This is a genomic window from Actinomadura madurae, from assembly GCF_900115095.1.
Lineage (GTDB): Bacteria > Actinomycetota > Actinomycetes > Streptosporangiales > Streptosporangiaceae > Spirillospora > Spirillospora madurae.
In genome coordinates, this window is record NZ_FOVH01000022.1 from 124,477 (window position 1) to 150,182 (window position 25,706).

Annotated in this window: 22 protein-coding genes and 1 rRNA gene; 11 read left to right on the plus strand and 12 right to left on the minus strand. The window is 71.3% G+C overall.

Annotated elements, in window-relative coordinates:
• The first annotated feature begins 27 nt into the window (after window positions 1-27).
• Window positions 28-2,079, plus strand: a complete 2,052-nt coding sequence (locus tag BM339_RS41210) for an ATP-dependent DNA helicase (protein ID WP_177287902.1) — start codon at window positions 28-30, stop codon at window positions 2,077-2,079.
• A gap of 31 nt (window positions 2,080-2,110) precedes the next feature.
• Here the strand turns inward: BM339_RS41210 and BM339_RS41215 are convergent, their stop codons facing one another.
• The 3 genes from BM339_RS41215 to BM339_RS41225 form a co-directional block, all read right to left on the minus strand.
• A complete protein-coding gene (locus BM339_RS41215; protein ID WP_075024371.1) occupies window positions 2,111-3,322 on the minus strand; it encodes a pyridoxal phosphate-dependent aminotransferase in 1,212 nt (403 codons plus the stop codon).
• A 116-nt stretch (window positions 3,323-3,438) separates the two neighbouring features.
• A complete protein-coding gene (locus BM339_RS41220; protein ID WP_075024372.1) occupies window positions 3,439-5,949 on the minus strand; it encodes an ABC transporter permease in 2,511 nt (836 codons plus the stop codon).
• Window positions 5,946-6,728, minus strand: coding sequence for an ABC transporter ATP-binding protein (locus BM339_RS41225; protein WP_024936247.1), 783 nt, complete (start codon window positions 6,726-6,728; stop codon window positions 5,946-5,948). Before BM339_RS41225 ends, BM339_RS41220 begins: the two co-directional genes overlap by 4 nt.
• A 201-nt stretch (window positions 6,729-6,929) precedes the next feature.
• Between BM339_RS41225 and BM339_RS41230 the strand changes: the two genes are divergently transcribed.
• The 3 genes from BM339_RS41230 (at window position 6,930) to BM339_RS41240 (ending at window position 9,571) form a co-directional block, all read left to right on the plus strand.
• The gene (locus tag BM339_RS41230; RefSeq protein WP_256255768.1) at window positions 6,930-7,592 is read left to right on the plus strand and encodes a TetR/AcrR family transcriptional regulator; all 663 of its coding nucleotides are present in this window, start codon (window positions 6,930-6,932) and stop codon (window positions 7,590-7,592) included.
• Window positions 7,593-7,634: 42 nt separating this feature from the next.
• On the plus strand, window positions 7,635-8,624 hold the full coding sequence (locus tag BM339_RS41235; RefSeq protein ID WP_021599248.1) for an AurF N-oxygenase family protein: 990 nt from the start codon (window positions 7,635-7,637) through the stop codon (window positions 8,622-8,624).
• 128 nt (window positions 8,625-8,752) lie between these two features.
• A complete protein-coding gene (locus BM339_RS41240; RefSeq protein WP_021599247.1) occupies window positions 8,753-9,571 on the plus strand; it encodes an SDR family NAD(P)-dependent oxidoreductase in 819 nt (272 codons plus the stop codon).
• 39 nt (window positions 9,572-9,610) lie between these two features.
• On the opposite strand, the gene BM339_RS41245 is transcribed toward BM339_RS41240, so the two are convergent.
• The 4 genes from BM339_RS41245 to ctaD form a co-directional block, all read right to left on the minus strand.
• The gene (locus tag BM339_RS41245) at window positions 9,611-10,930 is read right to left on the minus strand and encodes an ABC transporter substrate-binding protein (protein WP_021599246.1); all 1,320 of its coding nucleotides are present in this window, start codon (window positions 10,928-10,930) and stop codon (window positions 9,611-9,613) included.
• Window positions 10,911-11,291 (minus strand): DUF742 domain-containing protein, encoded by a 381-nt coding sequence (locus tag BM339_RS41250; RefSeq protein WP_021599245.1) that lies wholly within the window; start codon window positions 11,289-11,291, stop codon window positions 10,911-10,913. Before BM339_RS41250 ends, BM339_RS41245 begins: the two co-directional genes overlap by 20 nt.
• The gene (locus BM339_RS41255; protein WP_075024374.1) at window positions 11,291-13,582 is read right to left on the minus strand and encodes a sensor histidine kinase; all 2,292 of its coding nucleotides are present in this window, start codon (window positions 13,580-13,582) and stop codon (window positions 11,291-11,293) included. Before BM339_RS41255 ends, BM339_RS41250 begins: the two co-directional genes overlap by 1 nt.
• 256 nt (window positions 13,583-13,838) lie before the next feature.
• Window positions 13,839-15,509 carry an aa3-type cytochrome oxidase subunit I gene (gene ctaD / locus BM339_RS41260; protein ID WP_075024375.1) on the minus strand — a complete coding sequence of 557 codons (1,671 nt, stop codon included), beginning with the start codon at window positions 15,507-15,509 and terminating at the stop codon, window positions 13,839-13,841.
• Between the two features lie 93 nt (window positions 15,510-15,602).
• Here ctaD and BM339_RS41265 point away from each other — a divergent pair, with 93 nt between their 5' ends.
• On the plus strand, window positions 15,603-16,094 hold the full coding sequence (locus BM339_RS41265; protein WP_075024376.1) for a 2-thiouracil desulfurase family protein: 492 nt from the start codon (window positions 15,603-15,605) through the stop codon (window positions 16,092-16,094).
• On the opposite strand, the gene BM339_RS41270 is transcribed toward BM339_RS41265, so the two are convergent.
• The gene (locus BM339_RS41270; RefSeq protein ID WP_083598469.1) at window positions 16,039-16,989 is read right to left on the minus strand and encodes a helix-turn-helix transcriptional regulator; all 951 of its coding nucleotides are present in this window, start codon (window positions 16,987-16,989) and stop codon (window positions 16,039-16,041) included. The two genes, BM339_RS41265 and BM339_RS41270, sit on opposite strands and share 56 nt — an antisense overlap.
• Before the next feature lie 118 nt (window positions 16,990-17,107).
• On the opposite strand from BM339_RS41270, the gene BM339_RS41275 reads away from it, so the two are divergent.
• The 3 genes from BM339_RS41275 (at window position 17,108) to BM339_RS41285 (ending at window position 19,603) form a co-directional block, all read left to right on the plus strand.
• Window positions 17,108-18,541 (plus strand): MFS transporter, encoded by a 1,434-nt coding sequence (locus tag BM339_RS41275; protein WP_256255769.1) that lies wholly within the window; start codon window positions 17,108-17,110, stop codon window positions 18,539-18,541.
• 61 nt (window positions 18,542-18,602) lie between these two features.
• Window positions 18,603-19,127, plus strand: coding sequence for an RNA polymerase sigma factor (locus tag BM339_RS41280; protein ID WP_021597281.1), 525 nt, complete (start codon window positions 18,603-18,605; stop codon window positions 19,125-19,127).
• A complete protein-coding gene (locus BM339_RS41285) occupies window positions 19,124-19,603 on the plus strand; it encodes a hypothetical protein (protein ID WP_075024378.1) in 480 nt (159 codons plus the stop codon). The genes BM339_RS41280 and BM339_RS41285 overlap by 4 nt, the downstream gene beginning before the upstream one ends.
• Before the next feature lie 10 nt (window positions 19,604-19,613).
• Here BM339_RS41285 and BM339_RS52035 read toward each other — a convergent pair whose 3' ends face one another.
• Entirely contained in the window at window positions 19,614-20,540 is a 927-nt protein-coding gene (locus tag BM339_RS52035; protein WP_256255770.1) for a hypothetical protein, read from the minus strand.
• Window positions 20,541-20,623: 83 nt separating this feature from the next.
• Between BM339_RS52035 and BM339_RS41295 the strand changes: the two genes are divergently transcribed.
• Together BM339_RS41295 and BM339_RS41300 are read left to right on the plus strand one after the other, a co-directional pair.
• A complete protein-coding gene (locus BM339_RS41295; protein ID WP_075024379.1) occupies window positions 20,624-21,622 on the plus strand; it encodes a metallophosphoesterase family protein in 999 nt (332 codons plus the stop codon).
• A 24-nt stretch (window positions 21,623-21,646) separates the two neighbouring features.
• Complete coding sequence (locus BM339_RS41300) at window positions 21,647-22,288, plus strand: sigma-70 family RNA polymerase sigma factor (protein ID WP_276526557.1); 642 nt, start codon at window positions 21,647-21,649, stop codon at window positions 22,286-22,288.
• 719 nt (window positions 22,289-23,007) lie between these two features.
• Here BM339_RS41300 and BM339_RS41305 read toward each other — a convergent pair.
• A complete protein-coding gene (locus BM339_RS41305; RefSeq protein ID WP_075024380.1) occupies window positions 23,008-23,505 on the minus strand; it encodes an HAD domain-containing protein in 498 nt (165 codons plus the stop codon).
• Window positions 23,506-24,030: 525 nt separating this feature from the next.
• Between BM339_RS41305 and BM339_RS41310 the strand changes: the two genes are divergently transcribed.
• Window positions 24,031-24,366 (plus strand): hypothetical protein, encoded by a 336-nt coding sequence (locus tag BM339_RS41310; RefSeq protein WP_143118805.1) that lies wholly within the window; start codon window positions 24,031-24,033, stop codon window positions 24,364-24,366.
• A gap of 361 nt (window positions 24,367-24,727) precedes the next feature.
• On the opposite strand, the gene BM339_RS41315 is transcribed toward BM339_RS41310, so the two are convergent.
• Window positions 24,728-25,297, minus strand: coding sequence for an SRPBCC family protein (locus BM339_RS41315; protein WP_075024382.1), 570 nt, complete (start codon window positions 25,295-25,297; stop codon window positions 24,728-24,730).
• 106 nt (window positions 25,298-25,403) lie between these two features.
• Window positions 25,404-25,520, minus strand: a 5S ribosomal RNA gene (rrf, locus tag BM339_RS41320).
• Window positions 25,521-25,706 lie beyond the last annotated feature (186 nt).

The window sequence follows — 25,706 nt, forward strand, 5'->3', positions numbered from 1 at the left end:
ACCGACAGCGATACCCAGATTCCGGACATGGCGACCCTTCTCGCCGCGGCCGTCACGTCCATCGGGGGCGCCGAGCGCCCGGGGCAGGTGAGCATGGCCCGGGCGGTGGAGAAGGCGATCGAGTCCGGTGAGCACGTCGCCGCCCAGGCCGGCACGGGGACGGGCAAGTCGCTGGCCTACCTCGTCCCGGCGATCCGGTACGCCGTGCAGAACAAGACGACCGTGGTGGTCTCCACCGCGACGATCGCGCTGCAGCGGCAGCTCGTCGACCGCGACCTGCCCAGGCTCGCCGAGGCTCTCGGGCCGCAGCTCGGCACCGAACTGAAGTTCGCGATCCTCAAGGGCCGCCGCAACTACCTGTGCCTGCACCGGGTGCAGACGGGGGTGCCCGAGGAGGAGGACGGCGGGCCGAGCCTGTTCGACCCGCAGCAGCTCTCCACGCTCGGACGGCAGGTCAAGCGGCTGAACGAGTGGGCCGAGGAGACAAAGACCGGCGACCGGGACGAGCTCGTGCCGGGGGTGAGCGAGCAGGCGTGGCGGCAGGTCGCGGTCACGGCGAAGGAGTGCTTGGGCGCGCAGCGGTGCCCGCAGGGCACCGAGTGCTTCGCGGAGCTGGCGCGGGCGGAGGCCGGCGAGGCGCACATCGTGGTCACGAACCACGCGCTGCTGGCCATCGACGCGCTGGAGGAGTTCCAGGTCCTGCCCGAGCACGATGTGGTGATCGTGGACGAGGCGCACGAGCTGGTCGACCGGGTCACGTCGGTCGCGACCGGCGATCTGAGCGCGGCCGGCGTCGAGACGGCGGCGCGGCGTTGCGGGCGCCTCATCGAGGAGGGCATCGCCGACCGCATGAAGGAGTCGGCCGAAGGGCTCGGCCTCCTTCTGGAGGACATGCCCGCCGGACGTATGGACGTCCTGTCGCCCGCGCTCGGCAACACGCTCGCCGCCGTCCGGGACGCCGCGCACGCGTGCATCACGGCGCTCGGCCCGGAGAAGAAGGACGCCGACCCCGGCGACATGGCCGCGCGCAAGGCGGCACGGTCGTCGCTGGAGGAGATGCACGAGACGGCCGTGCGGATGCTGGAGGCGTTCCAGCCCGAGATGGGGCAGCGCTTCGACGTGGTGTGGCTGGAGAAGCCGTTCGTCCAGGAAGGGCGTCCGAAGAGGCCGCCGGCCCTGCATGTGGCGCCGATCGGTGTGGGCGGCCTGTTGCGGACGACGCTGTTCGAGCAGCGCACCGCGATCCTGACGTCGGCGACGCTCACGCTGGGCGGGTCGTTCGAGCCGCTCGCCCGCCAGTGGGGGCTGCCGCCGCTGAACGAGAGCGGGCCGCGCGACGCCAAGACCGCCGCGGAGGGGCTCGCGCAGACCGCGACGGAGAAGGGCGAGGAGACCGAGGTCGTGTGGTCCGGGCTGGACGTCGGCTCGCCGTTCGACCATCCGAAGGCGGGCATCCTGTACGTCGCGCGGCACCTGCCGCAGCCCGGCCGCGACGGGCTCGCCGACGCCTACCTGACCGAGATCACCGAGCTGATCGAGGCGGCGGGCGGGCGCACGCTCGGCCTGTTCTCCTCGATGCGGGCGGCGCGCCAGGCCGCCGACGAGCTGAAGGACCATCTGACCCACCCGCTGCTCTGCCAGGGCGAGGACTCCACGTCCCTGCTGGTCAAGCAGTTCGCCGAGGACGAGCGGACCTGCCTGTTCGGCACCCTGTCGCTCTGGCAGGGCGTGGACGTCCCCGGCCCGTCGCTGCAACTGGTCATCATGGACCGCATCCCGTTCCCGCGGCCGGACGACCCCGTGTCGTCGGCGCGGTCGCGGGCGGTCGCGGCGCGCGGCGGCAACGGGTTCATGGCGGTCGCCGCGACGCACGCCGCGCTGCTGCTGGCGCAGGGCGCGGGGCGGCTGCTCCGGTCGATGGACGACCGCGGCGTCGTCGCCGTCCTCGACCCGCGGCTCGCCACGGCCCGCTACGGCGGCTTCCTGAAGAACTCGCTGCCGCCGTTCTGGGCGACCACCGACCCGGCCGTCGTGCGCGGCGCCCTCCGCCGGCTGGACGCCGCCGCGGAGAAGGGCTGAGCGAAGGGCCGAACCGTGCCGCCCGCGGGCGTCAGCGGCGGCGGGTCCCGAGGAACTCGCCGATGCGGCCGACGGCGTCCTCCAGGTCGTCGGCGTACTGGAGCGTGACGACGCGGAAGTGGTCGGTGGACGGCCAGTTGAACCCGGTGCCCTGGACGACGAGGAGCTTCTGCTGCTCCAGCAGGTCGAGGGCGAAGCGCATGTCGTCCTCGATCGGGTACATCTCGGGGTCCAGGCGCGGGAAGACGTACAGGGCGCCGCTGGGTTTGACGCAGCTGACGCCCGGCAGGTCGTTCAGCAGCTTCCAGGCGCGGTCGCGCTGCTCGCCGAGGCGTCCGGTCGGCAGGACGAGGTCGTCGATGCTCTGGTAGCCGCCGAGCGCCGCCTGGATGGCGTGCTGGCCGGGGACGTTCGGGCAGAGCCGCATGTTGGCGAGGATGTCGAGGCCCTCGATGTAGGACTCGGCGTGCTCCTTCGGCCCGGACAGCACCACCCATCCCGCCCGGAACCCCGCGACCCGGTAGTTCTTCGACAGGCCGCCGAAGGTGAGGCACAGCAGGTCGGGGGCCAGCGACGCGATCGGCACGTGCTCGGCGTCGTCGTAGAGGATCCGGTCGTAGATCTCGTCGGCGAAGACGATCAGGTTCCGGCGGCGGGCGACCTCGACGATGCTCGACAGCACCTCGCGCGAGTAGACGGCGCCGGTCGGGTTGTTCGGGTTGATGATGACGATGGCGCGGGTCCGGTCGCCGATCTTGGACTCGATGTCGTCCAGGCTCGGCTGCCAGCCGTCGTCCTCGTCGCACAGGTAGTGGACGGGCGTGCCGCCGCAGAGGGAGACCGACGCCGTCCACAGCGGGTAGTCGGGGGCCGGGATGAGCACCTCGTCGCCGTCGTTGAGGAGCGCCTGCAGGGTCATCACGATGAGCTCGGAGACGCCGTTGCCGAGGTAGACGTCCTCGACGTCGATGCCGGGGACGCCGTCGTCCTCCAGGCGCTGCACGATGGCGCGGCGGGCGGACAGGATGCCCTTGGAGTCGCTGTAGCCGTGCGCGTCCGGCAGGTTGCGGATCATGTCCTGGAGGAGCTCGGGCGGGGCCTCGAACCCGAACGGGGCCGGGTTGCCGATGTGCAGCTTGAGGATGTTGTTCCCCTCGGCCTCCAGCTGCTTGGCGCGCTTGAGGACCGGTCCCCGGATGTCGTAACAGACGTTGGTCAGCTTGCCCGACTGGTTGACCTGCATGGACACACCTTAACCGTGAGCCGTCCGCGACACGCGCGACAGGCCCGGGCCCCCGATGGCCGGGCCTGGACGCGCCCCGCCCCCTCCGCGGGCGGGAGGGGACGGGGACGGACGCCTCACGGCGCGGAGATCGCGGACAGGATCGCCGACCGCGCCGCGCGCCGGGCGGGCCGGATCGCGGCGAGCGCTCCGGCGATCGCGCCGACCACCGCGATGACCGCCAGTTGCACCGCCGGAGGCGCGAACGGGTTGCCGAGCGCGGTGCCGAGGCCCCAGCCGAGGAACACCCCGAGCCCGAGGCCGCCGCCGGTGCCGAACAGCGCCACGATGACCGACTCCCAGCGGACCATCGACCTGATCTGCGGGCGCGTCCCGCCGACCGCGCGGAGCAGCCCGAGCTCGCGGGTCCGCTCGTGGACGGCGAGCGACAGCGTGTTGGCGATGCCGAGCAGCGCGATGACGATGGCCAGGATGAGCATCCCGTAGACGACCGTGATGAAGCCGGCCATGTCCTCGGTCTGGGCGGCGACGAACTCGTCCCGCGACTCGATGTCGGGCGCGCCGTACGGCTCGGCGACCGCCGCAAGGGCCTGGCGGGCGGACGCGACCGACGCGCCGGGCTTCAGCTCGACGAACGCCCGGGTGTCGAGCGGCTGCCTGGTGTGCGCGTTCCATGCGGTGCGCGGGACCAGGTAGTCGCCGGTCAGGTCGGTGTTGTTGTAGACGGCCCCCACGGTGAGCTTCTGCGAGGCGCCGTCCGCGAACGTCACACCGACCGCGGTGCCGACGCGCCAGCCGTTGTCGTCCGCGGCCTTCTTCGAGACGGCGAACGTACCGGCGTCGCCGAGGCCGCCTTCGGTGACGTCCAGGTCGAGGACGCGCCGGAGGCTGGACGGGTCGGCCACGCTGACCATGGACGGCTCGCCCGCCACCCGCATGCTGCCGGTTCCGAGTCCCGCGACGTCGCTCACCTGGGGCAGCTTCGCCGCGTCCTGGACGAGGGACGTGCTGAACCCTCCGGTCTCGTTGCCGCCGGAGTCCACCACGATCGGGCCCTTGAACGAGCCGGCGACACCGTCCTCCAGCGAGGCCCGCAGCGACCCGATGAACACCGTCATCAGGGTCACGACCCCGACGCCGATCATCAGCGCGGTCGCGGCGCCGGCCGTGCGGGCCGGGCTGCGGGACGCGTTGTCGCGCGCCAGCGTCCCGGGGACGCCGCGCAGCCGCGCCGCGGGGCCGCCGAGCAGCGCCGCGACCGGGCGGGCCGCCACCGGACCGAGCACGACCATCGACACCGCGGTCACCACGGCGCCGGCCACCGCCATCGCCGTCTGCTCGGTGACCGCGCCGAACACGACGGTGCCGATCGCGACCGCGGCGAAGACGCCGCCGACGATGACGCGGGTCTCCGACGGCCGGGACGTCTCGGCGGCGACCTCGCGCAGCGCGGCCAGCGGCGGCGTCCGCGACGCCTTCAGCGCGGGGCCGAGCGCCGCGACCAGGGTGACCAGCAGCCCGACCGGCACCGCGATCATGACCGAGGTGGCGGCGACCGTGAGCCCCTCCATCTCGATCCCGATCCGGAACTGCGTGAACAGCTGCCGGAGCAGGGCCGCGAACCCGATCCCGCCGGCGAGCCCGGCGAGCGTGGCGGCGCCGCCGATCACCAGCGCCTCGAAGCCGACGATGGTGAGGACCTGCCGGCGTCCGGCGCCGAGGGCGCGCAGCAGCGCCGACTCGCGGGTGCGCTGCGCGACCGTGATCGCGAACGTGTTGTGGATGCTGAACGCCGCGACGAGCAGCGCCACCCCGCCGAACGAGGCCAGCACGACCCGGAACACCTGCAGGAAGCCGCTCTCGACGAGGCTCATGCCCTCCTCGACCGCCGTCTCCGTCGTGACGGCCTCGGCCCCTGCGGGCACGACGGGCCTGATGCGCGACGCCAGCTCGTCCTGGCTCACCCCGTCCCGCGCGCGGACGGCGACGCCGGTGATGCGGTCGGTCCCCTTCGCAACGTGGCGGCGGGCGCCTTCCAGGGAGAACGCCGTGAACGACGTCTCGCCGAACGCCTCCTCGTCACCGAACATGCTGATGCCGACGACGGTCACGGGGACCTTCTCCGGCGTGAGCACGGCCGTCCGGTCGCCGATCGTCAGGTCTCCCTCGTCGGCGAACATCTTGTTGATGACGACCTCGTTCGGCGCGCGGGGCGCGCGGCCCTCGGCCAGCCGGTAGGGGTTGAGCTTCGGGTCGGTCATCCAGTTGCCGGCCGTCCGCGGGCCGCGCGACTGGATCGTCGTGCCGTCCTTGGCGAGCAGCTGGCCCGATCCCTCGATGGTCGGCTCGGCGTTCGCGACGCCGTCCACCTTCCGCACCCTGTCCAGGACGGACGCGTCGATCTGCCCGCGCGCGCCCCACGGCGCGTCGCTCACCCTGGTCGCGTTCCGGACGGTCACGTCCGTCTTGCCGTAGGCGCTGGAGACGTAGCCGTCGATGCTCGCCGCGAGCGTGTCGCCGAGGACGAGCGTCCCGCTCAGGAAGGTCACTCCCAGGAAGACCGCGATGAGGGAGCCGGCCATCCGGCGCTTGCGTCCCCACAGTTCCTTGAAGACGAGCCCGATCATCGGTGGTCTCCCAGCCCTCGCATGCGGTCCAGCACCCGGTCGGGCGTGGGGGCCTCCATGACGTCGACGACGCGGCCGTCGGCGAGGAACACCACCGCGTCGGCGTGCCCGGCGGCGACGGGGTCGTGGGTGACCATCGCGACCGTCTGGCCGAGGTCGTCCACGGCGTCGCGGAGGAGCGCGAGCACCTCGGCGCCGGTGCGCGAGTCGAGGTTGCCGGTCGGCTCATCCGCGAACACGATCTGCGGGCGGGTGACGAGTGCGCGCGCCAGCGCCACCCTCTGCTGCTGGCCGCCCGACAGCTCGGACGGACGGTGCGCCAGCCGGTCCCCCAGCTTGAGGACGCGGACGACGGTGTCCAGCCATTCCCGGTCCGGGTCCGTCCCCGCCAGCGTCAGCGGCAGCACGATGTTGTCGTGCGCCGTGAGCGTGGGGAGCAGGTTGAACGCCTGGAACACGAACCCGATCCGCTCCCGCCTGAGCCGGGTCAGGCGGCGGTCCGACAGGGCGCCGAGCTCCTGGCCGCCGACGTAGACCTTGCCGGACGTCGCGTCGTCCAGCCCCGCGACGCAGTGCATCAGGGTGGACTTGCCGGCGCCGGACGGCCCCATGATCGCGGTGAAGCGCCCCGCCGGGAACTCCACGGTGACGTCGTCGAGGGCGCGGACCGCCGTGGTCCCGGTGCCGTACACCTTGGTGAGTCCTACGGTGCGGGCGCCGCCTTCAGTGGTCGCCGCGCCGTCGCCGATCGCTTGCCTTGCTTCTGCTGCGTTTCCCATGCCCGGGATCGTCGTCCCGCGTTCCGGGGCGCGTCGTCGGGCCAGGAGAGGCACCGGCCCTGCTCCCCCGGACGCATCGCGGCCCGCCCGGCTACGTCCGCTGGGGTACGCGGAGATCAATAAGACCCGGTGTCCAATTGTGATGCGGGCAACATACATGCAGGCTTGCTTGCTTGTTTCCGCGCTCGTACCGTCGGAGGCGTGTCAGTGAGCAGCCGCCGACGTCATCGGCGCGGTCCGTCCGGCCGCCGGACGCAGGAGGAGCGCAGGTCGCGCACGCAGGCCCGCCTCCTGGAGGCCACCATGGAGTGCCTGGTGGACCTCGGCTGGTCCGGGACGTCCACCACGGAGGTGGCGCGGCGGGCCGGTGTGTCGCGCGGGGCGCAGCAGCACCACTACCCGACGAAGATGGTGCTCGTCGCCGCCGCGCTGGAGCACCTGCTGGAGGCGCAGCGCCTGGCGTACGAGACCGCGTTCGCGGTGCTCCCGCTGGAGCGGCGCAACGTGTCGGGCGCGCTCGACCTCCTCTGGGAGGTGTTCCGCGGCCGTCCGGCCAAGGCCCTCATGGAGCTGGCCGTGGCGGCCCGCACCGACGACGAGCTGCGGCCCCTGTGCCGCGATCTGAACGAGCGGATCCTCGAGGTGATCCTGGAGACGTTCGAGCGGCTGTTCCCCGACAACACCCTTCCGCCCGACTTCGCCCCGACCATGCTGCGCGGCGTGTTCGCGATGTTCGTCGGCCTCTCGATACAGAACGCGCTGGACGACGACGCCGAGGGCCACCAGGCCGCGGTGCTGCGTCAGGTCAAGGACGTCGCCCAGCTGATCGTCCCCGAGCGGGGCAGACCAGACCCCCAGCGGTAGGCCGGCCCCGGCCGCCGCACCACCCCCGAGGGAGCGCCTCACATGCCGAAAGCCCCCACCGAACTCGCCGACGAGGTCCGCGAGCAGGTCAAGGACAAGAAGTCGTACCTCGGCGTCATCGACCGCCTGAACAAGGCGTCGGTGGAGAAGCACTGGGAGGCCTACGCCGACATCCCCTGGGACGACCCCGAGTTCACCGTCGACGAGAACGATCCCCGCTGGGTGCTGCCGCGGTTCGACCGGCTCGGCGAGACCGCGTGGTACCGGTCGCAGCCACCGGAGGTCCAGGCGCAGATCGGGCTGTGGCGCGTCGCCACCGCGATGAAGATCGGCCTGCAGTTCGAGAACCTGCTGAAGCGCGGGCTGCTGAACTACGCCTACCGGCTGCCGAACGGCCGCCCGGAGTTCCGGTACGTCTACCACGAGACGACCGAGGAATGTCACCACGGGATGATGTTCCAGGAGTTCGTGAACCGGACGAAGATGCCGATCCGCGGCATGCCCCGCTCGCTCAGCTTCATCGCGCAGGCCGCCCCGTGGATCCCGCTGATCAGCACGGAGATGTTCTTCGTGTTCGTGCTCGGCGGCGAGGACCCGATCGACTACGTCCAGCGCAAGTCCCTCAAGGGCGGTCACATCAAGCACCCGCTCGAAGAGACGATCATGAAGATCCACATCGCGGAGGAGGCCCGGCACATCTCCTTCGCCCGCCACTACCTCAAGCACCGGGTGCCGAACATGAACCCGCTGCGCCGCCGGCTCCTCGGCGCCGCGACCCCGGTCGTGCTCGGCGTGATGGCGCGGATCATGCTGTCCCCGCCCGGCCCGATGGTGCGGCACTTCGGCATCCCGAAGGACGTCGTCCGCGCGGCCTACAAGAACGAGGCGTCGCAGGCGGAGATCGCCAACTCGGTCGGCAAGATCCGCGACCTGATGGCGGAGCTGGGCGTGATCGACCCGGTGAACAAGCGGGTGTGGAAGGCCTTCGGCATCTGGGACGAGCCGGGGCGGCGCCGCTCCGTCGCCGCCTGAGTATCGTCACCGAGCGCCACCCCGTACAATCCCGCAATTACACGACATATCCAATTAGCTGCCGCGGGCCGGGCTCACTCCCCCCCCCCCCGAGCCCGGTCCCGCGGTTCATCCGAGCGGAGCGCGCAATGAGCATCGCGATCGTGACCGGAGGAGCGTCCGGCATCGGCCGTGCGATCGCCACGTCCCTGGTGGCGCGCGGCGACACCGTCGTGGTGGGCGACATCAACGCCGAGGGCGCCGCCCAGGTGGCCGACAGGCTGAACACGCTCGGCAAGGGCAAGGCGGTGCCCGCCGCGCTCGACGTCACCGACGCCGACGCCGTCACGGGCCTCTACGAGGGCGTCAAGGCCGACCACGGGCGGCTCGACCTGGTGTTCAACAACGCCGGCATCGCCGTCGGCGGGCTGGCCGAGGAGCTCACGCTCGACCACTGGAACCGCGCGATCGACATCAACCTCAAGGGCGTCGTGCACGGCGTCCACGCCGCCTACCCGATCATGCTGGAGCAGGGCCGCGGCCACATCGTCAACACCGCCTCGCTCGCCGGGCTCGTCCCGATGCCGATCGGCATCCCCTACACCGCCACCAAGCACGCCGTCGTCGGGCTGTCCCTCGGCCTGCGCGCCGAGGCCGCCGGGCGCGGCGTCAAGGTCAGCGTCGTCTGCCCGAGCTTCGTCGACACCCCGCTGCTGCACAACGTCAACCCGGACCTGCCCGAGACGCCGCTGAGCGGGGACGCCACGGGCGACATCGCGAAGGCGTCCCCGCGCCTCTACACGGCGGAGAAGCTGGCCCGCGACATCATGCGCGGCGTCGCCAGGAACCAGGCCCTCATCGTCGCCCCCGCGCACGGCCGGGTCGCCTGGCGCGGCGTCCGCCTCAGCCCGGGCGCCGCCGTCCGCGTCGCGCAGATCGCCGTCGACCGCATCCGCTCCGGCAAGTGACCGCCGGGCCGGTCATCCGGCGGTGTCATCCGGGGCCGGTCATCCGGCGGTGTAGCAGGGGGCGTCCAGCCGGTGGCCCTTGGCGGTCGGCCCGGCCGCGAAGTCCGTGATCGGTTTGATGCCGGTGAACTCGTGCTCGTCCGGCCTGCCGATCACCGACTGCCGGAACGCCGAGGCGTCCGGCGAGCCGGAGGAGTTGCCCGCCACGCCGGGCAGGATGCCCTCGTAGTCGACGTGCCGGATCCCGCGGACGGCCGCGAGCAGCCCCTTTCGCGTCAGGTCCTTGGACTCGACCGCGCGCTCCAGGGCGGCCTTCAGCGGGTAGGACACCACCCATCCGGTGGTGAGCGAGTCGTCCGGCTCGACCCGGCCGAGCGCCTGCCGCATCGCGGTGTGGCCGGGCGAGTCGGCCGCGAACGGCTTCCACGGGGCGACCTGCAGGTAGCGCTCCTTCATCGCGCCGATGGCGGGGTCCCGCAGCAGGCCCTTGGCCCACGTCGGGTTGTCGCCGATGAACCTCCCCCGGTAGCCGCGCCGGACGGTCGCGCCGATGACGGCCGCCGCGTCCGCGGGGCTGGTGGTCAGGACGACCAGGTCGGGGTCGCGCGAGAGGATGGCGCGCACGGCGTCCTCCTGCGCCGCCGCGCTCTTGCCGGGCGCCCCCTGGACGGTCGGCACGTCGGTGAAGGAGAGGCCGCGCGCCTCGGCGGCGATCCGCGCGCCCGCGGCCGCGTCGTCGCCGTAGTCGCCGGAGTAGTGGACGGCCATCACGCTCTTGGCGCCGAAATGGTCGGTGCCGTAGTCGACGCCGTTCATCGCCTCGAAGCAGTAGGAGGCCCCCGACTCCAGGATGTTGTCCTCGAACTCCCACTTCGACGTCCAGGAGACGGGCAGCGCGATCATCTCGTCCGCGCGGAGGCGGCCGAGGATCGCGTCGGTCGCAGGCGACCCGAGGGTCTGCGCCAGCGCCAGCACCTTGCCCCTGATCTCGTTGTAGGCGCTCACCTGCACCCGCGGATCGTAGTGGTTGTCGCGGACGTAGGTGACGACGTCGATGTCGTAGGCGCCGATGCCGCCCTGCCGGTTCACGCGGTCCCAGAACGCCCGCTGCACCTTGGTGATCGGGACGCCCATCGCCGTGAACGGCCCGGTGGTCAGGTCCGAAAGGGTGCCGAGGTAGATGCAGCCGTGGTCCTTGTTGACCGGGTTCGGGCAGGGCTCCCGGGTGACCCCCGGCGCGTCGGTGGTGAGCAGGCCGTCCGCGGAGGAGCCGCAGCCGGCGGCCCCGAGCGTGGCCAGCAGCACGGCGCCCGCGAACAGGGCCTTCATCCGGGTCAGGTCACAGCGCACGGAGACCATCGATCACTTCCTTGAGAAGACGCGGGTCGGCGGTCCCGGTCCGGGACACCGCCGGCCTCCGCACGTTCACCAGCCCGCGGTCCAGCAGGTCGCTGAGCAGCACCCGGACGACGCCGACGGGCAGCGCCAGGTCCGCGGCCAGGTCGGCGACCGCCCGCGGCCGGATGCACAGTTCGAGGATCCGCTCGTCCTCGGTTCCGAGCGTGCGCGGATCCGGCATCGGCACCTCGGCGGTGACGACCACGGCGATGAGGTCGAGGGCGGCGCCGCGCTGCCGCGTGCGGCCGCGCGCGACGGCGAACGGCCGCACCACGGGTCCGGCCTGCTCGTCGACCCACAGTTCGTCGGGCTCCCCGGTCATCACTCACCGCCGGGGCCCGGCGGCGGCTGGGGCCTCGCGTCGGCCCGGCCGCGGAGCCAGCCGCTCTGCATCCTCGACAGCAGGCGCCCGGCCGCCTCCGGCGCCCGGTCGACCGGCGGCCGGTCGTCCGGCTCCGCGCCGGGCGGCTCCTCCGGTTCCTCCCGGAGTTGAGGGGCGAGGCTCTGCTGCCGCCGTCGCCTGGGCAGCGCGGGCTCGCCCCCGGCGGCCGGCCCGTCCCCGGCCTCGCTCCGGCCGCTCTCCAGGGCGGGCCGCCCGGAGGCGGAGGGCCCCGCCTGGACGGCGGGCGCCCGCGGGGGCCCGTGCCCGACCGCGTCCGCGGCGCGGGACACGGCGACCAGCGCCCGGTGCTCGCCGGAGCCGCCGCCCGGCTCCCCCGCGTCCGGCGGCTCCACGACCAGCGCGTGCGGGATGAGGACGATCGCGATGACCCCGCCGTAGGACGAGGGCCGCAGCGTCACCGTGATGCCGTGCCGCGCGGCGAGCCGCGCCACGACGAACAGGCCCAGCCGCACCGAGTCGTCGAAGTCGAGCTCGGGGTCGGTGGCGAGCAGGCCGTTCAGCCGCTCCAGCTCCTCGCGGGAGAGCCCGAGCCCGCGGTCCTCGACCTCGATCGCGAACCCGTGTGCGGCCTCGCCGCCCGTCACCCTGATCCGGGTGGTGGGCGGGGAGAACACGGCGGCGTTCTCGATCAGCTCGGCGAGCAGGTGGATGGTGTCGGCGACGGCGCGGCCGGACAGCGCGGTCCGCCCCATCGGCACGACCTCGACCCGGGTGAAGTCCGCGACCTCCGACGCCGCCGCGCGCGCCACGTCCATCAGCCGGACCGGGTGGCGCCAGCTCCGGCCGGACGGCCGCCCGGACAGGATGACCAGCCCCTCGGCGTGCCGCCGCATCCGGGTCGCCAGGTGGTCGAGCTCGAAGAGGGCGGCCAGCGCGTCGGGGTCCTCGGTGTCGCGCTCCATGCCTTCGAGCAGGCCGAGCAGCCGCTGCAGCAGGGACTGGTTCCGCCGGGCGAGGGTGACGAAGACGTCGTTGAGGCGCTTGTGCGCGGCCGCCTCGCCCGTCGTCGCCCGGACGACGGCGCGGCGCGCCTCGGTGAACGCCGCGTCGATCCTGCCGATCTCGGTGACGGCGAACTCCGGCCGCGGCTCGTTCTCCTCGTCGGAGACGTCCTCCCCGCGGCGGGCCCGCTCGGTGATCTCCGGTATCCGGTCCCGGGTGAAGGCGGCGACCTCGCCGGCGATGTCGCGGCTCTCCCGGACGAGCCGGTGCCCGGTCCGCACCGCGACGACGATCGCGATCACCACGGCGAGGAGTCCGAGGCCCCCGGCGAGCGTGAGCCGGAGCAGCACCGCGTCCGCCTGCTGCGCGGCCCGCGCGGCGGTGGCGGTGCGGATCCGCGAGGAGAGCCCGGCCAGCTGCGCGTTCACCGACTCCGTCGAGGTGTGCCAGGCCCCCACGTCGACCGGCGGGCGGTCGTCGGTCGGACCGGACTGGACGAGCCGGGTCTCCAGCCGGCGGAACAGCGTGAACTCGGGCCCGGCGATGATCGCCTCGTAGCGCCGGCGGTCGGCGTCCGCCAGGGCCCCGGCCGAGTCGCCGTAGAGGAACTCGCGCGTCCCGGACAGCTCCACCAGCCGCCGGTGCTCGTCCTCGGTCAGCCGGCCCGCGGCCAGCGCGCCGGTGATGAGCGCGTCCTCGCGCGTCAGGTTCTCCCTCGCTCGCTCCAGGGTGCCGAGGACGCGGGTGTCGCGGACGATGCGCTCGTCGGAGGAGCGGGTCTCGTCGTAGATCTCCGCCGCGAGGTCGATGAAGGCGGTGTAGCGGCCGAGGGCCTGCGCGCGGTTGATCAGCCGCCGGTCGACCGAGTCGCGGACCGATTCCAGCTCGCCCAGGGAGGCGGCCAGATCCACCATCCGCCGCCGGGTCTCCGGCCGGGCCGCGCCGCGGACGGAGGGGTCGGCCGCCGACCGGCGGAACTCCGCCCTGGCCCGGTCCGTCATGGCCCGCTGGGCGTCGAACCCGGATCGGCCGATCGTGGAGTCGTCGCCGAGGTAGGACAGCGACATGCGCCGCTCGTCCTGCAGCGCGCCGATCATCGCGTCGGTCGGCCGGATGACCTTGTCGGTGAAGGTCTGGGACCGCGTCCGCCGCAGGGTGTCGCCGAGCGTGGTGCCCGCGGCGAACCCCCACAGCACGACCAGCGCGGTGATCGGCGGGACGAGCAGGATGACGATCCTGGTCCTGACCGATCGTGCTCGCCGGGTCATCACGCCTCCACGTTGCCGGCGCCGTCCCTCGTCCACGGCGATCCGTGCGCCGCCACTGTGACACAGATCACCGTGGCGTGGCGCCGAACGTAGCGCACCTTCCGACGAAACACTCGTCTAATTTGTCTCACTAGCGCAGATTGTTGCCTTTGCGTTATTCAGGCGACTGGGCAGGTCAATGGCACAATCCGGCCATTGGCTCACCGGCCGGACAGGTGCCGCAACCGCGGCGAGTACCACCTCCGGGCCGCGCTCCCTAGCCTCCGGGCTCGTTCCGCCCCACCGCCGGCCGGCTTCCCTCGAGCTTCGGATGGTGCAGGTCGAAGGCGGGACGCTCGGAGCGGATCTGCGGGACCGAGGTGAAGTTGTGCCTCGGGGGCGGGCTGGACGTCGCCCATTCCAGGGAATTGCCGTATCCCCACGGGTCGTCGGCCTCCACCGGGGCGGTGTGGCGCGCCGTCCGGTACACGTTGTACATGAAGAACAGCGTGGAGACGCCGAGCAGGAACGCCCCCGCGCTGGAGACCCGGTTGAGCGTGACGAACTCGGCCGGATAGTCGGCGTACCGGCGCGGCATCCCTTCCGCGCCGAGCCAGTGCTGGACGAGGAACGTCGTGTGGAAGCCGATGAACAGCGTCCAGAAATGGACCTTGCCCCAGCCCTCGTGGAGCAGCCTCCCGGTCATCTTCGGCCACCAGAAGTAGAAGCCGGCGAACATCGCGAAGACGACCGTCCCGAAGACCACGTAGTGGAAGTGCGCGACCACGAAGTAGGAGTCGTGGACGTGGAAGTCCAGCGGCGGCGAGGCCAGGATGACGCCGGTCAGCCCGCCGAACAGGAACGTCACGAGGAAGCCGATGGAGAACAGCATCGGCGTCTCGAAGGTGAGGTTGCCCCGCCACATCGTCCCGACCCAGTTGAAGAACTTCACCCCGGTCGGCACCGCGATGAGGAACGACATGAAGGAGAAGAACGGCAGCAGGACCCGGCCGGTCGCGAACATGTGGTGCGCCCACACCGCCATCGACAGGCCCGCGATCACCATGGTGGCGCCGACCATTCCGAAGTAGCCGAAGAGCGGCTTGCGGCTGAAGACGGGAATGACCTCGGTGACGATGCCGAAGAACGGCAGCGCGATGATGTAGACCTCGGGATGGCCGAAGAACCAGAACAGGTGCTGCCACAGCAGCGCTCCCCCGGTGGCCGCGTCGTAGATGTGCGCGCCGAGCCGGCGGTCGGCCTCCAGCGCGAGCAGCGCGGCGGCGAGGACGGGGAACGCCATCAGCACGAGCAGGCTCGTCAGGAACACGTTCCAGGTGAAGATCGGCATCCGGAACATCGTCATGCCCGGGGCGCGCATCCCGATGACCGTGGTGATGAAGTTGACGCCGCCGAGGATCGTCCCGAAGCCCGACAGCACCAGACCCATGATCCACATGTCGCCGCCGACGCCCGGGGTGCGCACCGCGCTGCTCAGCGGCGTGTACCCCGTCCAGCCGAAGCTCGCGGCGCCGCCCGGGGAGACGAACGAGGCGAACAGGATCAGCCCGCCGAACAGGAACAGCCAGTAGCTCAGCATGTTCATCCGCGGGAACGCCACGTCCGGCGCCCCGATCTGCAGCGGCATGACCACGTTGGCGAACCCGACGAACAGCGGGGTCGCGAACATCAGCAGCATGATCGTGCCGTGCATGGTGAACATCTGGTTGTACTGCTCGTTGCTGACCAGCTGAAGGCCCGGCTCGGCCAGCTCACCGCGGATCACCATGGCCATCAGGCCGGCCAGGAGGAAGAACGCGAACGACGTGATCAGGTAGAGGTACCCGATCACCTTGTGGTCGGTGGTGGTCAGCCAGGACACGAACACCGAGCCCCGGGGCCGCCGCTCGGGAGCGGCCTCGGGGAGCTGACGGCCGAGAAGGACCATGCCGGGCTCCCTGCAGACGGGCGATGTCCCCACTATTCGCCCTGGCCACCTGGCACGCAAGAGACGCCCGGAGAGCGCGCCTAGGCTGGAGGGGTGGAGCGCATTCTGGTCAGCTCATGCCTCGTGGGACGGCCCGTCCGCTACGACGGGAAGGCCAAGCCGGTGGGCGGCGGCCTCGTCGAACGGTGGCGCGCCGAAGGGCGTCTCGTCCCGTTCTGCCCGGAGGTGTCGGGCGGCCTGGGCGTGCCGCGCCCGCCCGCGGAGATCGTCGGCGGCGCCGGCGGCGACGTCCTCGACGGGACGGCCCGGATCCGCACCGGCACCGGCGAGGACGTGACCGAGGAGTTCCTGCGCGGCGCCCGGCTGGCCCTGGACGCGGCGCGGCGGTCCGGCGCACGCGTCGCGCTGCTCAAGGAGGGCAGCCCGTCCTGCGGCGGCCACCGCATCTACGACGGCACCTTCACGGGCTCTCCGGTGCCCGGCACCGGCGTGACGACCGCGCTGCTGCGCCGCTCGGGCGTCCACGTCTTCAGCGAGGACGAACTGGACGACCTCGCGGCTCTCCTGACGTCCCTGGAGGCGTGACCGCACCCGAGGCGGCCGGGCGCGAGGCGTCCGGCCGTGGCGCCTTCTCGGCGGCGAGGTGCACGAGGAGGCGCAGCGCCTCCGCCGACGGGGAGCCCGGGTCGGCGGTGAACGCCGCCATGCGCTGCCCCTCGTCGTTCGACAGCTCCATCATCTCGTTGTTCAGCGTCATCGCCCCCACCAGCGGGTGCCGGAACTCGCGCGTGCACCGGACGGCGCAGTCCTGCACGGGATGCGCGGCCCACAGCGCCGCGAACTCGGGGCTGTGCACGGTGAGCTCACCGATCAGGCCGGTCAGCTCCGGGTCGTCCGGATAGCGGGCGGCGCACCGCCGCACGTCCGCGACCGTGTCCCGCGCCTTGGTCCGCCAGTCGGCGTACAGCTCGCGCGTGTGCGGATCCAGGAAGACGAGGCGGGCGATGTTGGGCCGGTCATGGACGTCCTCCGGGGCCTCGAAGGGCAGATGCCCGGCGAGCAGCGCGTGCGCTGCACGGTTCCAGGCCAGCACGTCGTAGCGGCGGCCCAGGATCAGCGCGGGAGCGTCGCCGAACGCGTCCACGAGCAGCCGGACCGCGGGGCGCAGCCGCTCGGGTCGCGGACGCCGCCGGACCTTCGCCTTCTGGCCTGCCAGGCTCCGCAGGTGCTCCTGCTCGGTCTCGTCCAGCCGGAGCACCCGGGCGAGCGCGTCGAGGACGGCATCGGAGGCGTTCTGGCTCTGCCCCTGTTCGAGCCGCGCGTAGTACCCGGCGCTGACGCCCGCGAGCTGCGCCAGTTCCTCACGGCGCAGCCCGGGGACGCGCCGCCGCCCGCCGTAATCGGGTAGCCCAAGCTCCGCCGGCCGCAGCCGCGCGCGCCGCGTCCGGAGGAACTGGCCTAGTTCGGAGTTCTGCGGCATGCCGTCCAGCATGCCTCCCGATTCCCGTTCCTGCCTGCACCTGCCAGGTGTAGGCACCGCGGGGATGACCCCAGCAGAGGCCTGGGTAACGCCCGCCGCCCGCTCCACCCTGGAGCCCGTGACCGAGACGAGACACCCGCATACCCGAGAGACGAGCCGGCTGGGCGGCCGAGGATCGCTGATCCTGATCACCCTCTGCGGCGCCACCTTCATGAACGGACTGGACTTCTCGATCGTGACCGTGGCGCTGCCGGAGATCGGACGCGACCTCGGCTTCGCGAACGCCGGTTCCCTGCAATGGGTCGCGACGGCCTGCCTGCTGCCGACCGCGAGCCTGCTGCCGCTGTTCGGCCGCGTCGCCGACATCGTCGGCCGCCGCCGCCTCTTCACCCTCGGGGTCGCCCTGTTCAGCGCGTTCTCGCTCATCGCCGGGCTGGCGACCGGCCCGGCGATGCTGATCTGCGGCCGCGTGGGGCAGGGCACCGCCGCCGCGATGATCGCGCCGACCGCGATCGCGCTGATGACGACCGTCTTCCCCGAAGGCCCGCAGCGCACCCGGGCCCTCGGTGTCAACGGCGCCGTGCTGTCGCTGGGCTTCGTCCTCGGCACCCTCGGCGGAGGCATGATCACCAGCGGCCTGAACTGGCGCTGGACCATGCTGTTCCTGGTCGCCGTCGGCGCGCTGGTGCTGCTCAGCGCGGCCACCGTCCTCCCCCGGGCCGACACGCGCGTCCCGGCCCGGCTCGACGTCCCCGGCGCCGCCCTCGCGAGCGTCGGCCTGTTCGCCCTGGTCTACGGCATCTCGACCGGCGCCGGCGCCGGATGGGCAGGCCCGCCCACGGTGGCCTCCCTCGCCCTGGCCGTGCTGTCTCTCACCGCGTTCCTCCTGGTGGAGCGGTGGCACCCGGCCCCGCTGATCCCGCTCGGCCTGCTGAACAAGCCGACCGTGAAGTGGAGCGGCCTCCTCGGCTTCGTCACGTTCGGCATGTGCGGCGGCACGACCGTTCTGCTGAGCCTCTACATGCAGGACGTCCTGGGCTACTCACCCCTCGCCACCGGCGCGGCCTACCTCGCCGAAGGCGCCACGGCACTGATCGCCGGTGCACTCGCCGCCAGGCTGATCGCCTCGCTCGGCTCGGCGCGCGTCATGGGACTCGGTCTGACCGTGCAGGGGCTCAGCACGGGCGCGATGGTGCTGCTCCCCGCGCAGGACGGCCTGGCCGTCCTCCTGCCGGCGTCCGGTGCCATGGGATTCGGGCACGTCCTGACGGTGGTCGGCTTCATCACCGCCATGACGTCCGGTCTGCGGGACCACGAGCAGGGCACCGCGGGCGGCCTGTCCCAGCTCCCGCAGTTCCTCGGCGGCATCGGCACCGCCGGCCTGGCCGCCGTCGTCACCGCCCGCGCGGACGCCCTGGCCCCCACGACGAGCCCGGCCCTGGCCACCCTCGGCGGCCTGCACGCGGCGACCCTCACGGCCGGGATGATCTGCCTCGCCGGCGCCGCCCTCGCGGTCCGTTTTCTCCGCCATCCTGCTGTCGACGCGGGCTGACCCTGGAGGCGTGAACCTGACGGCCTTCTCCGCCGACTGTGAGGGGGACGGGAGGTCGAGGATGGACGATGAACTGCTGGTGGTCCGCTGCCAGCTCGGGGAGCCAGAGGCGTTCGCCGAGCTGGTGGGCCGATGGCACGTCCCGGTGTGGACGTTCGTCCGGCGGATGCTGGACGCCGAGCGGGCGGACGACGTGGCCCAGGAGATCTGGGTCGCCGTCCTGCGGGGGCTGCCCCGGCTGGGCAATCCGGGCCGGTTCCGACCCTGGCTCTTCACCATCGCCAGGCGGGCCGTTCTGGACAGGCTCCGCCACGAGTACACGACCGCCGAGAGGCCGGGCGAGGCCGAAGAACCACCGTCCGAAGACCTCGCCGAGCAGGTCGTGGACCGGACCGAACTGGTCGCGGCCCTAGCGGACCTGCCGATCCTCGAACGGGAGATCCTCATCCTGTTCTACCTGGAGGACCTCTCGATCGCGGAATGCGCCCAGATCTGCGCGGTCCCCGCCGGCACGGTCAAGTCGCGCCTGCACCGTGCGCGACGCCGGTTGCGCGAGCACCTGATCGAGAAGGGATATCGGCCATGAACGACGAACCGCGCACGTCCGCGGAGGAGATGCTGGAGCGGCTGACCCCAATGCTGTCGCGCAGGCGACGGCTGCGCGGTGTCGCGGCACTGCTGTCCGGCCTGGCCGGGACGGTCTTCGTCACGGTCCTGTGGGCCACCGAGCCGGGGCCGCTCCCCGACCGCACTCGCCTGTCCTTCGCACTGCTCATCCTGGTGTGCCTGGCCTGGACGGGCCACGGGATCTGGTCGGCCACCCGGCGTGCCCCGCTGTTCGCCCTGGACCGGGTGATCGGCGCCTGGCTGGGTCTGGCCGCCGCGCTTCTGACCACCACCGTCACGGTCACGCTCGCCGCCGTCCGGGACCGGGGTCTCGTCCTCGCCCTGGCGGTGAACGCGGTCCTCGTCACCGCGGCAGTCCTGATCGCCTTCCGGGCGCACAGGCGCCGCTCGACCCTGCTGCGCCGGAAGGCGGAACTCACCGACGCCGGCGGATGAGGTCCCGGTCCTACGCTTCGGTGTCGCGGGCCGGCTCGTCCATGTTCCAGTAGTCGGGCAGGGGCGTCTCACAGACGGCACAGACGTAGTGGTCGTCCTTGACGATGTTGCGTTGGTGGCATTGAGGGCAGCGCCGGAAGGTGATCGGGTGGGAGAAGGCGGTGGGGTGATCGAGACCGGCTCGGCCGAGGGCCGCGGCAACGGCCTGCCAGGAGGACACGTCCGGGCAGTAGCCCGTCGACTGGTTGCTGATCTCGCTGACCACCCAGCGGTCGCGGTCCTGGGTGAGGGTGATCTCGCCCGCGCTCAGGACCGCCTCGCCACCGGCGCAGATCACATGCTCGCTGCGCTGCGGGGCGAGTCGTAGCGTCCCGGTCAGGTCGATGACGAACGTGAACGGTTCCTCTCGGTCCTGCGCGGCCTGCTGTGCGAGCCAGATGGCGAGGTCGTGGTGGGAGGTGATGGCCTCCCCGTGGCGGCCGGCCTGGACCTGCTGGAGGATCTCGGCGGGCCCGACGTAGCCATAGCGCCGCGGTCCGGCCAGGCCCAGGGCTCCGGTGAAGGCGGAGAAGGTCGCGGCGACGGTGTCATCTCCGGCGTACCGGCAGACCGCGATGAGAACGGCCAGGTCGACGTCGAGCCAGGGCAACTCGACGGGGTCCGGGCCGGCACTGCCGCGAGCTTGCCGGAACAACCGCGCGAGGTCTTCGCTGTCGGTCAGATCATCGAGCGACTGGGATTCCCGGCGGATCTCATCGACATCAGCAAGGAAGTCGACAGGGTCCGTGAACCAGGGCATGACTGCTCGCAGCGCATGCTCACCAGGGTGCCGCCACTGTCCACTGGTGATGAGTTCGATGAGGTGAGTCGGCAGCGTCAGCCCACGAACGGCCCACTGCGTCCGAGGCGAGGGCTGTTCGTTGCGAGGCCGGGTCACGAACAGAGGTTGTCATGGTCCGCCTGTGCGGGGCGACACATATTCCTTTGCACGCCGAACGGGCGCCTGCCTACCCTCGCCGGGTGCGGCGCATCATCATCGGCGACATCCACGGCTGTTTCGACGAACTGCTCGAACTGCTCGAGAAAGTCGACCTCCAGCCGGACGACCTGCTGGTCAGCGTCGGCGACCTGGTCGATCGGGGCCCGGCGCCGGGCGCGGTGGTCGGTCTTTTCCGCGAACGCCCGAACTCGGTCGCTGTCATGGGCAATCACGAGCGCAAGCATGTACGCGGGATCTTCTCCTACGCACAGGAGATCACCCGCTTGCAACTGGGCGAGCGCTACACCGAAGCAGTCGACTGGATGCGGACGCTGCCGTATTACTTCGAGAACGACCACGTCCGCGTCGTCCACGCCGCGATGCTGCCAGGAATGCCGCTGGCGGACCAGAAGGAAGAAATCCTCTGCGGCACCACCAGCGGCGAACGGGAGCTCACCGCGCTGTTCCCCGGCAGCCACTGGCACCACCACTACACCGACACCAAACCGGTGGTGTTCGGCCATCACGTGACCGGGCATGAGCCGCTGATCCGCGACGGCAGGGTCTTCGGCCTGGACACCGGTGCCTGCCACGGCTGGAACCTGACCGCGCTGTGCGTGCCTGGATTCACCGTCCACTCGGTGAAAGCGCACGCGGACCATTGGTCGCTCATCAAGCGCCAATGGCAGTTGCCCGTCCTGAAGACCAAGCCTTGGCGGGACTTCACCTGGCAGGAGCTGGCCGAAACGGTCGCGAAGTTCTCCTCGGCACCCGCCGCCGCGCGCACCTGGCTGGAGGCGGTCGAAGAGTGGGCCGCGGAACTCCAGTCCTCGTTTCCTGCCCTGGTCACCGCAGCACACCGGGTCGCCCACGAGCTCACCACCGACGAAATGCGACAGCATCCCGCCGCGCGATTCCTGTTCCAAGCACGCAACGGCCGGCTCGACCAGACCAGCCTGGCCAGGCAATGCCCGACCCCCCGCAAGACGATCGACCTAGCGACCATGTTCGCCCTCCCCGCACGCGACCTGCCCGAGTAACGCGCAAGAGCCGGCGCCACCCGCATCGAAAGCGCGAAACTTGCCGAGGACCTGGTGCAGGAGACGATGCTGCGGGCGTGGAAGGCCCGCGACCGCTACGACCGCACACGCGCGTCGGTGCGGACCTGGCTGTATCGGATCGCGACCAACGCCTGCCTGACCGCGCTGGAAGGGCGTTCACGGCGGCCGCTGCCGTCCGGGCTGGGCGCGCCCAGCGACGATCCCGGCGCTCCGCTCACGCCGGTGTTCGACATTCCATGGCTCCAGCCCTTTCCCGACGCGCGGGTCGATGCGGACGTGCGGGGTGACGTACGGCTCGCGGTGGTGGCGGCGATGCAGGTTCTGCCGCCCAGGCAACGGGCCGTCCTGGTGCTCCGGGACGTGCTGGAGTTCACCGCCGCCGAGGTCGCCGCGCAGTTGGGGACCACCGTCGCGGCCGTCAACAGCGCGTTGCAGCGGACCCGCGCGGCCCTGGCGGACGTGGGCGACGCGGGCGGCGCCAACGGCCAGCCGGCGTTCGCCGCGTACGCGCCCGAACCCGGCGGCGGGCACCGGCTGCACACCCTCCAGGTCCTCACGATCATCGGCGGCCGGATCCGCCGCAACGTCGTGTTCGCCGCCCCCGCCGTGTTGCGGGCTTTCGACCTGCCACCGCGGATTCCCTGACGAGGCCCGATGAGTCCGGCCGATGCCGCCGGTACATACCGGTGAGCATCGATCGCAAGGGAGAACCTCGGCAGATCGGCGCCACCGTCCTCACCCGGTACGGCAGGACCGGACGATGACGGCAAGTCTCCTCGCCCGTTCGCGACCACGCCGCCGCCTTCTCAGGATCTTCTGGCACCACGGCACCCGAACATCGGGATGCCCCCGCAACCACTCTTCTCGGCCGCACCGGCCCATCCCATCCGCTGGATCGGTTACGACCGGCCCGGATACGACCGATCCCCACCGAACCCGGGACGGAGGGCGGCCTCGGCGGCGTCGCACGTCGCCGCGATCGCTAACGCCTTGGCCATCGCCGCCCCTGTCCTTGTCCTGCGTTGGAGGGCAGGTCCGGGTCGTCCCATGCGCCCACGGTCGGTGGCTCGCCCAACGCTGCCGCACTGCCCAACTGCGGTTGTCCGCAGACGACGGACATATCTCCGTCCTGTGCTCCGCCCCAGCAGCCTTTGGCTGGCTGCGCACTTAGCCCAGGTAGCCCGCCGGACGCACCCGCACATGTTGAGGACGCTCACTCGATTGAGGGACAGGGGCCGGTCCAAGCCGGGCTCGGGCCTTGAAGAGCCATGGGGCCTCGCCGAGGAAGCGGCCGACGGCCTTGGCGCGGCGGCGGGTCTCGTCCAGGGTGCGCCCGGAGAAGATGGAGCGGCGGATCCAGTGACTCACGCAGTTCGGAGCCAATGATCGAGGAGCACGAAGTCTTCGTCGGCTAGCCCGCGGAATGACGGCACGTGGTGGAGGAGTGCCCGGCCGCTGTGGTGCGCTGAGACCCATTCCCGGTCGCCGTCGGTGATCTCGTCATCGACCCAGGCGAAGGGGCGTCCGGACGCCCAGATCACCAGTGTCCTGGTCTTCCAGCAGAGCCCGAACCATCGGTCCTCGCGTTCGTGATCGCCGGATGGATCCGGCCACTTCACGACCGGTAGCCGGGGCAGCCCGATACGGGAGGCGATCTCGACGTTCGCTTCGTCTTCCCAGGTCGTGGCCCAGACAAGGTCGCCCGGTAGTGCCGCCAGCCGGCGCCCTACGTCCATGGTGAGCCGCGCAAGGGCAGTGTCAGGTGTGGTCGCCGGCCGCTCCCCCTCCGGGCCCTCACCGAACGGGAGAAGCGGCCCGTCAACGTCCAGAAAGAGCAGCGGACGTTCGCGATGGCCGGTCATGCTGTGCTGACCTCGGTCCAGCGCCTCACGGTCGCAAGAGTGGTTCGACGGGTTCGGGCGTCCATCTGTCGATCATCGCCACCGAGCGCTCGGTCTTCCACCCCTCGGCCAGGACCTTCAACGACATCGGTCTGCTCCGGTGGCCCGCCTACGCCTGGGAGCGGTTGTCGGCCGCCTCCGGCATGATCGTTTTGATGCGTTCTCCATGGGAGGCGGCCACATGACCGATGAATCCCTGCTCGACTCCGACGGAAGGGCCCTTTACGCTCCCTGCCGACCCGTTGAGCCCTGTGCCGGACGAGGTCGAACGCGGTCTTGCGGCGTACAGGGCGGGTAACGCCGCCCAGGCACGGGGGGTGTTGACGGCGATCGCCGATACGGGACGTACCAGCGTGTCCGGGCATGCGGCGATAGCGCAGGCGGGCATCGAGATCAGCGAGAGCGGGCTCGGCGGCTCCCACCGGCCCCGCCTGGGACAGGTGGCCGCGGGAGAGGACCCCTGGCTGGGGGCCCTTCGCCGCGGTGATGCTCACCCCGGAATTCAAGTCGGGCACGTCCTCGGACGAGGGCCGGACGCTTCTCCCGAGCCTCGCGGCCCAGCTCACCGGCGACCCGGACACCGCCCGGGACGGGTTCGAGCGGGTCTTCAAGGCCCGCAAGGGCACGCACTCCGGAGACGTCGCCGACGTCTTACTCGGCAACCTCCTCATCCAGAGCGGCGATCCCGCCGCAGCCCTGGAGCCACTCAGCTACACGCGGGGGAGGTGCGACGGCACATTCGCTGGCTATGCGGCCCACCTTGAGTGGCACGTCCTTATCGGGCAGGACGAGAAAGAGAGAGCGAGCAAGGTGCTCCAGTAAGCACAACGCGAGTCCTACCGGGCCAGGGGCGGTGACAAGGGGCTGCACCCTTGGGTCGCCGTCCGGTTCGGCGAGTTGCTGGCGAGCGACCCGTGGGTGGATCTCGTCTACGACCAGATCGAAGAGAGCGGTGTGGACGAAGCCTCGGTGATCCGGGAGCCCTTCGAGTCCGCCCCCTACCAGAACGGGATCAGCCCGCCGGTACACGCATGACATTCATCCGCCCCTACCCCGCCGAGCGTCGGCCCGCCGCTGCGGCGAATTGGAACCGTTCCTTCGACCACCTCTCCCAACTGGTGGCCTCGTCCTGAGCAGACACTGTCGGCCACTCTCGCATCCGGTCGGCTGCCAACGTCCGGGGTCAGTACTTGGGCGTGGGCAGGGCGAGCTGCTCCAGTAGGTCCGCCATTCCTTGAGCGCGTTCATCGTCGCGACCGTCCTCCACGTGGCTGTAGAGCATCAGGATCAGTCTGCGGCCGCGCTCGTATCGTTCGCCGCTCCAGGCCTCCAGGCGCTCTGGAGCCGCGTGCACGGGTTCGAACGTCGCCGGGAACAGGACACACCGATGTCGGCGAGCGCGGGAGCCGTACTCACGCAGCTCGACGCGAGTGGTGACCGGATCGGGGTGACCGTGTTCGGGCATCGGCCCAGAGGCGAAGGCGAGCAAGGCCGATGGTTCCAGGGCGGTGATCTCCTGGCGCATCCAGAAGCGGGTGCCATCGGACGTCTGAACCAGGCAGTAGTCATAACGGCCACCGATGCGCAGGTCGATGGTGATGAGGGCGCGCGGAGCGGTGCATCCCTCTGGGCTGATCCACCGGGAGAGCTGGCCGGGGTCGGTCCAGGCATCGAAGATCCGGGAGCGTGGAACGTCGAAGTCTCGGACGACAAGGGGCTCGGTGGCGTCGGGTGATGCGGTGGTCATCGCCATGTCAGGTAGAACAGGCGGGATGGCGCGCTGCTTCCGCACAACCGCCTACCACAGGGTGAAATGAGAAAGGCCCCGCCGAAATCGGCGGGGCCTTCCTGCAATATAGGTCCGGCGGTGTCCTACTCTCCCACACAGTCTCCCATGCAGTACCATCGGCGCTGAGAGGCTTAACTTCCGGGTTCGGAATGGGACCGGGTGTTTCCCCCTCGCCAAAACCACCGAACGCCTCAACGCACCACCCCCCAGCGGGGGTGTGCAAGTCTCAACGTCCGAGCCAGGCTCGGTATTCACTTGATTAATGCGGGTTCCCGGTTGTTTTCCAGGAACCACACAGGGACGCGAACAACTCACAACAGCGATTCGGTTTGAACGTCATGTGTGTTCAAGCCACTCGGCCTATTAGTACCGG

What these genes read in the sequence shown, in the direction of transcription:
- BM339_RS41210 (WP_177287902.1), top strand. Translation starts at nt 28, where the DNA reads ATGGCGACCCTTCTCGCCGCGGCCGTCACGTCCATCGGGGGCGCCGAG.
- BM339_RS41215 (WP_075024371.1), bottom strand. Translation starts at nt 3,322, where the DNA reads ATGCAGGTCAACCAGTCGGGCAAGCTGACCAACGTCTGTTACGACATC.
- BM339_RS41220 (WP_075024372.1), bottom strand. Translation starts at nt 5,949, where the DNA reads ATGATCGGGCTCGTCTTCAAGGAACTGTGGGGACGCAAGCGCCGGATG.
- BM339_RS41225 (WP_024936247.1), bottom strand. Translation starts at nt 6,728, where the DNA reads ATGGGAAACGCAGCAGAAGCAAGGCAAGCGATCGGCGACGGCGCGGCG.
- BM339_RS41235 (WP_021599248.1), top strand. Translation starts at nt 7,635, where the DNA reads ATGCCGAAAGCCCCCACCGAACTCGCCGACGAGGTCCGCGAGCAGGTC.
- BM339_RS41240 (WP_021599247.1), top strand. Translation starts at nt 8,753, where the DNA reads ATGAGCATCGCGATCGTGACCGGAGGAGCGTCCGGCATCGGCCGTGCG.
- BM339_RS41245 (WP_021599246.1), bottom strand. Translation starts at nt 10,930, where the DNA reads ATGGTCTCCGTGCGCTGTGACCTGACCCGGATGAAGGCCCTGTTCGCG.
- BM339_RS41250 (WP_021599245.1), bottom strand. Translation starts at nt 11,291, where the DNA reads ATGACCGGGGAGCCCGACGAACTGTGGGTCGACGAGCAGGCCGGACCC.
- BM339_RS41255 (WP_075024374.1), bottom strand. Translation starts at nt 13,582, where the DNA reads ATGACCCGGCGAGCACGATCGGTCAGGACCAGGATCGTCATCCTGCTC.
- ctaD (WP_075024375.1), bottom strand. Translation starts at nt 15,509, where the DNA reads ATGGTCCTTCTCGGCCGTCAGCTCCCCGAGGCCGCTCCCGAGCGGCGG.
- BM339_RS41270 (WP_083598469.1), bottom strand. Translation starts at nt 16,989, where the DNA reads ATGCCGCAGAACTCCGAACTAGGCCAGTTCCTCCGGACGCGGCGCGCG.
- BM339_RS41280 (WP_021597281.1), top strand. Translation starts at nt 18,603, where the DNA reads ATGGACGATGAACTGCTGGTGGTCCGCTGCCAGCTCGGGGAGCCAGAG.
- BM339_RS41285 (WP_075024378.1), top strand. Translation starts at nt 19,124, where the DNA reads ATGAACGACGAACCGCGCACGTCCGCGGAGGAGATGCTGGAGCGGCTG.
- BM339_RS41305 (WP_075024380.1), bottom strand. Translation starts at nt 23,505, where the DNA reads ATGACCGGCCATCGCGAACGTCCGCTGCTCTTTCTGGACGTTGACGGG.
- BM339_RS41310 (WP_143118805.1), top strand. Translation starts at nt 24,031, where the DNA reads ATGCTCACCCCGGAATTCAAGTCGGGCACGTCCTCGGACGAGGGCCGG.
- BM339_RS41315 (WP_075024382.1), bottom strand. Translation starts at nt 25,297, where the DNA reads ATGGCGATGACCACCGCATCACCCGACGCCACCGAGCCCCTTGTCGTC.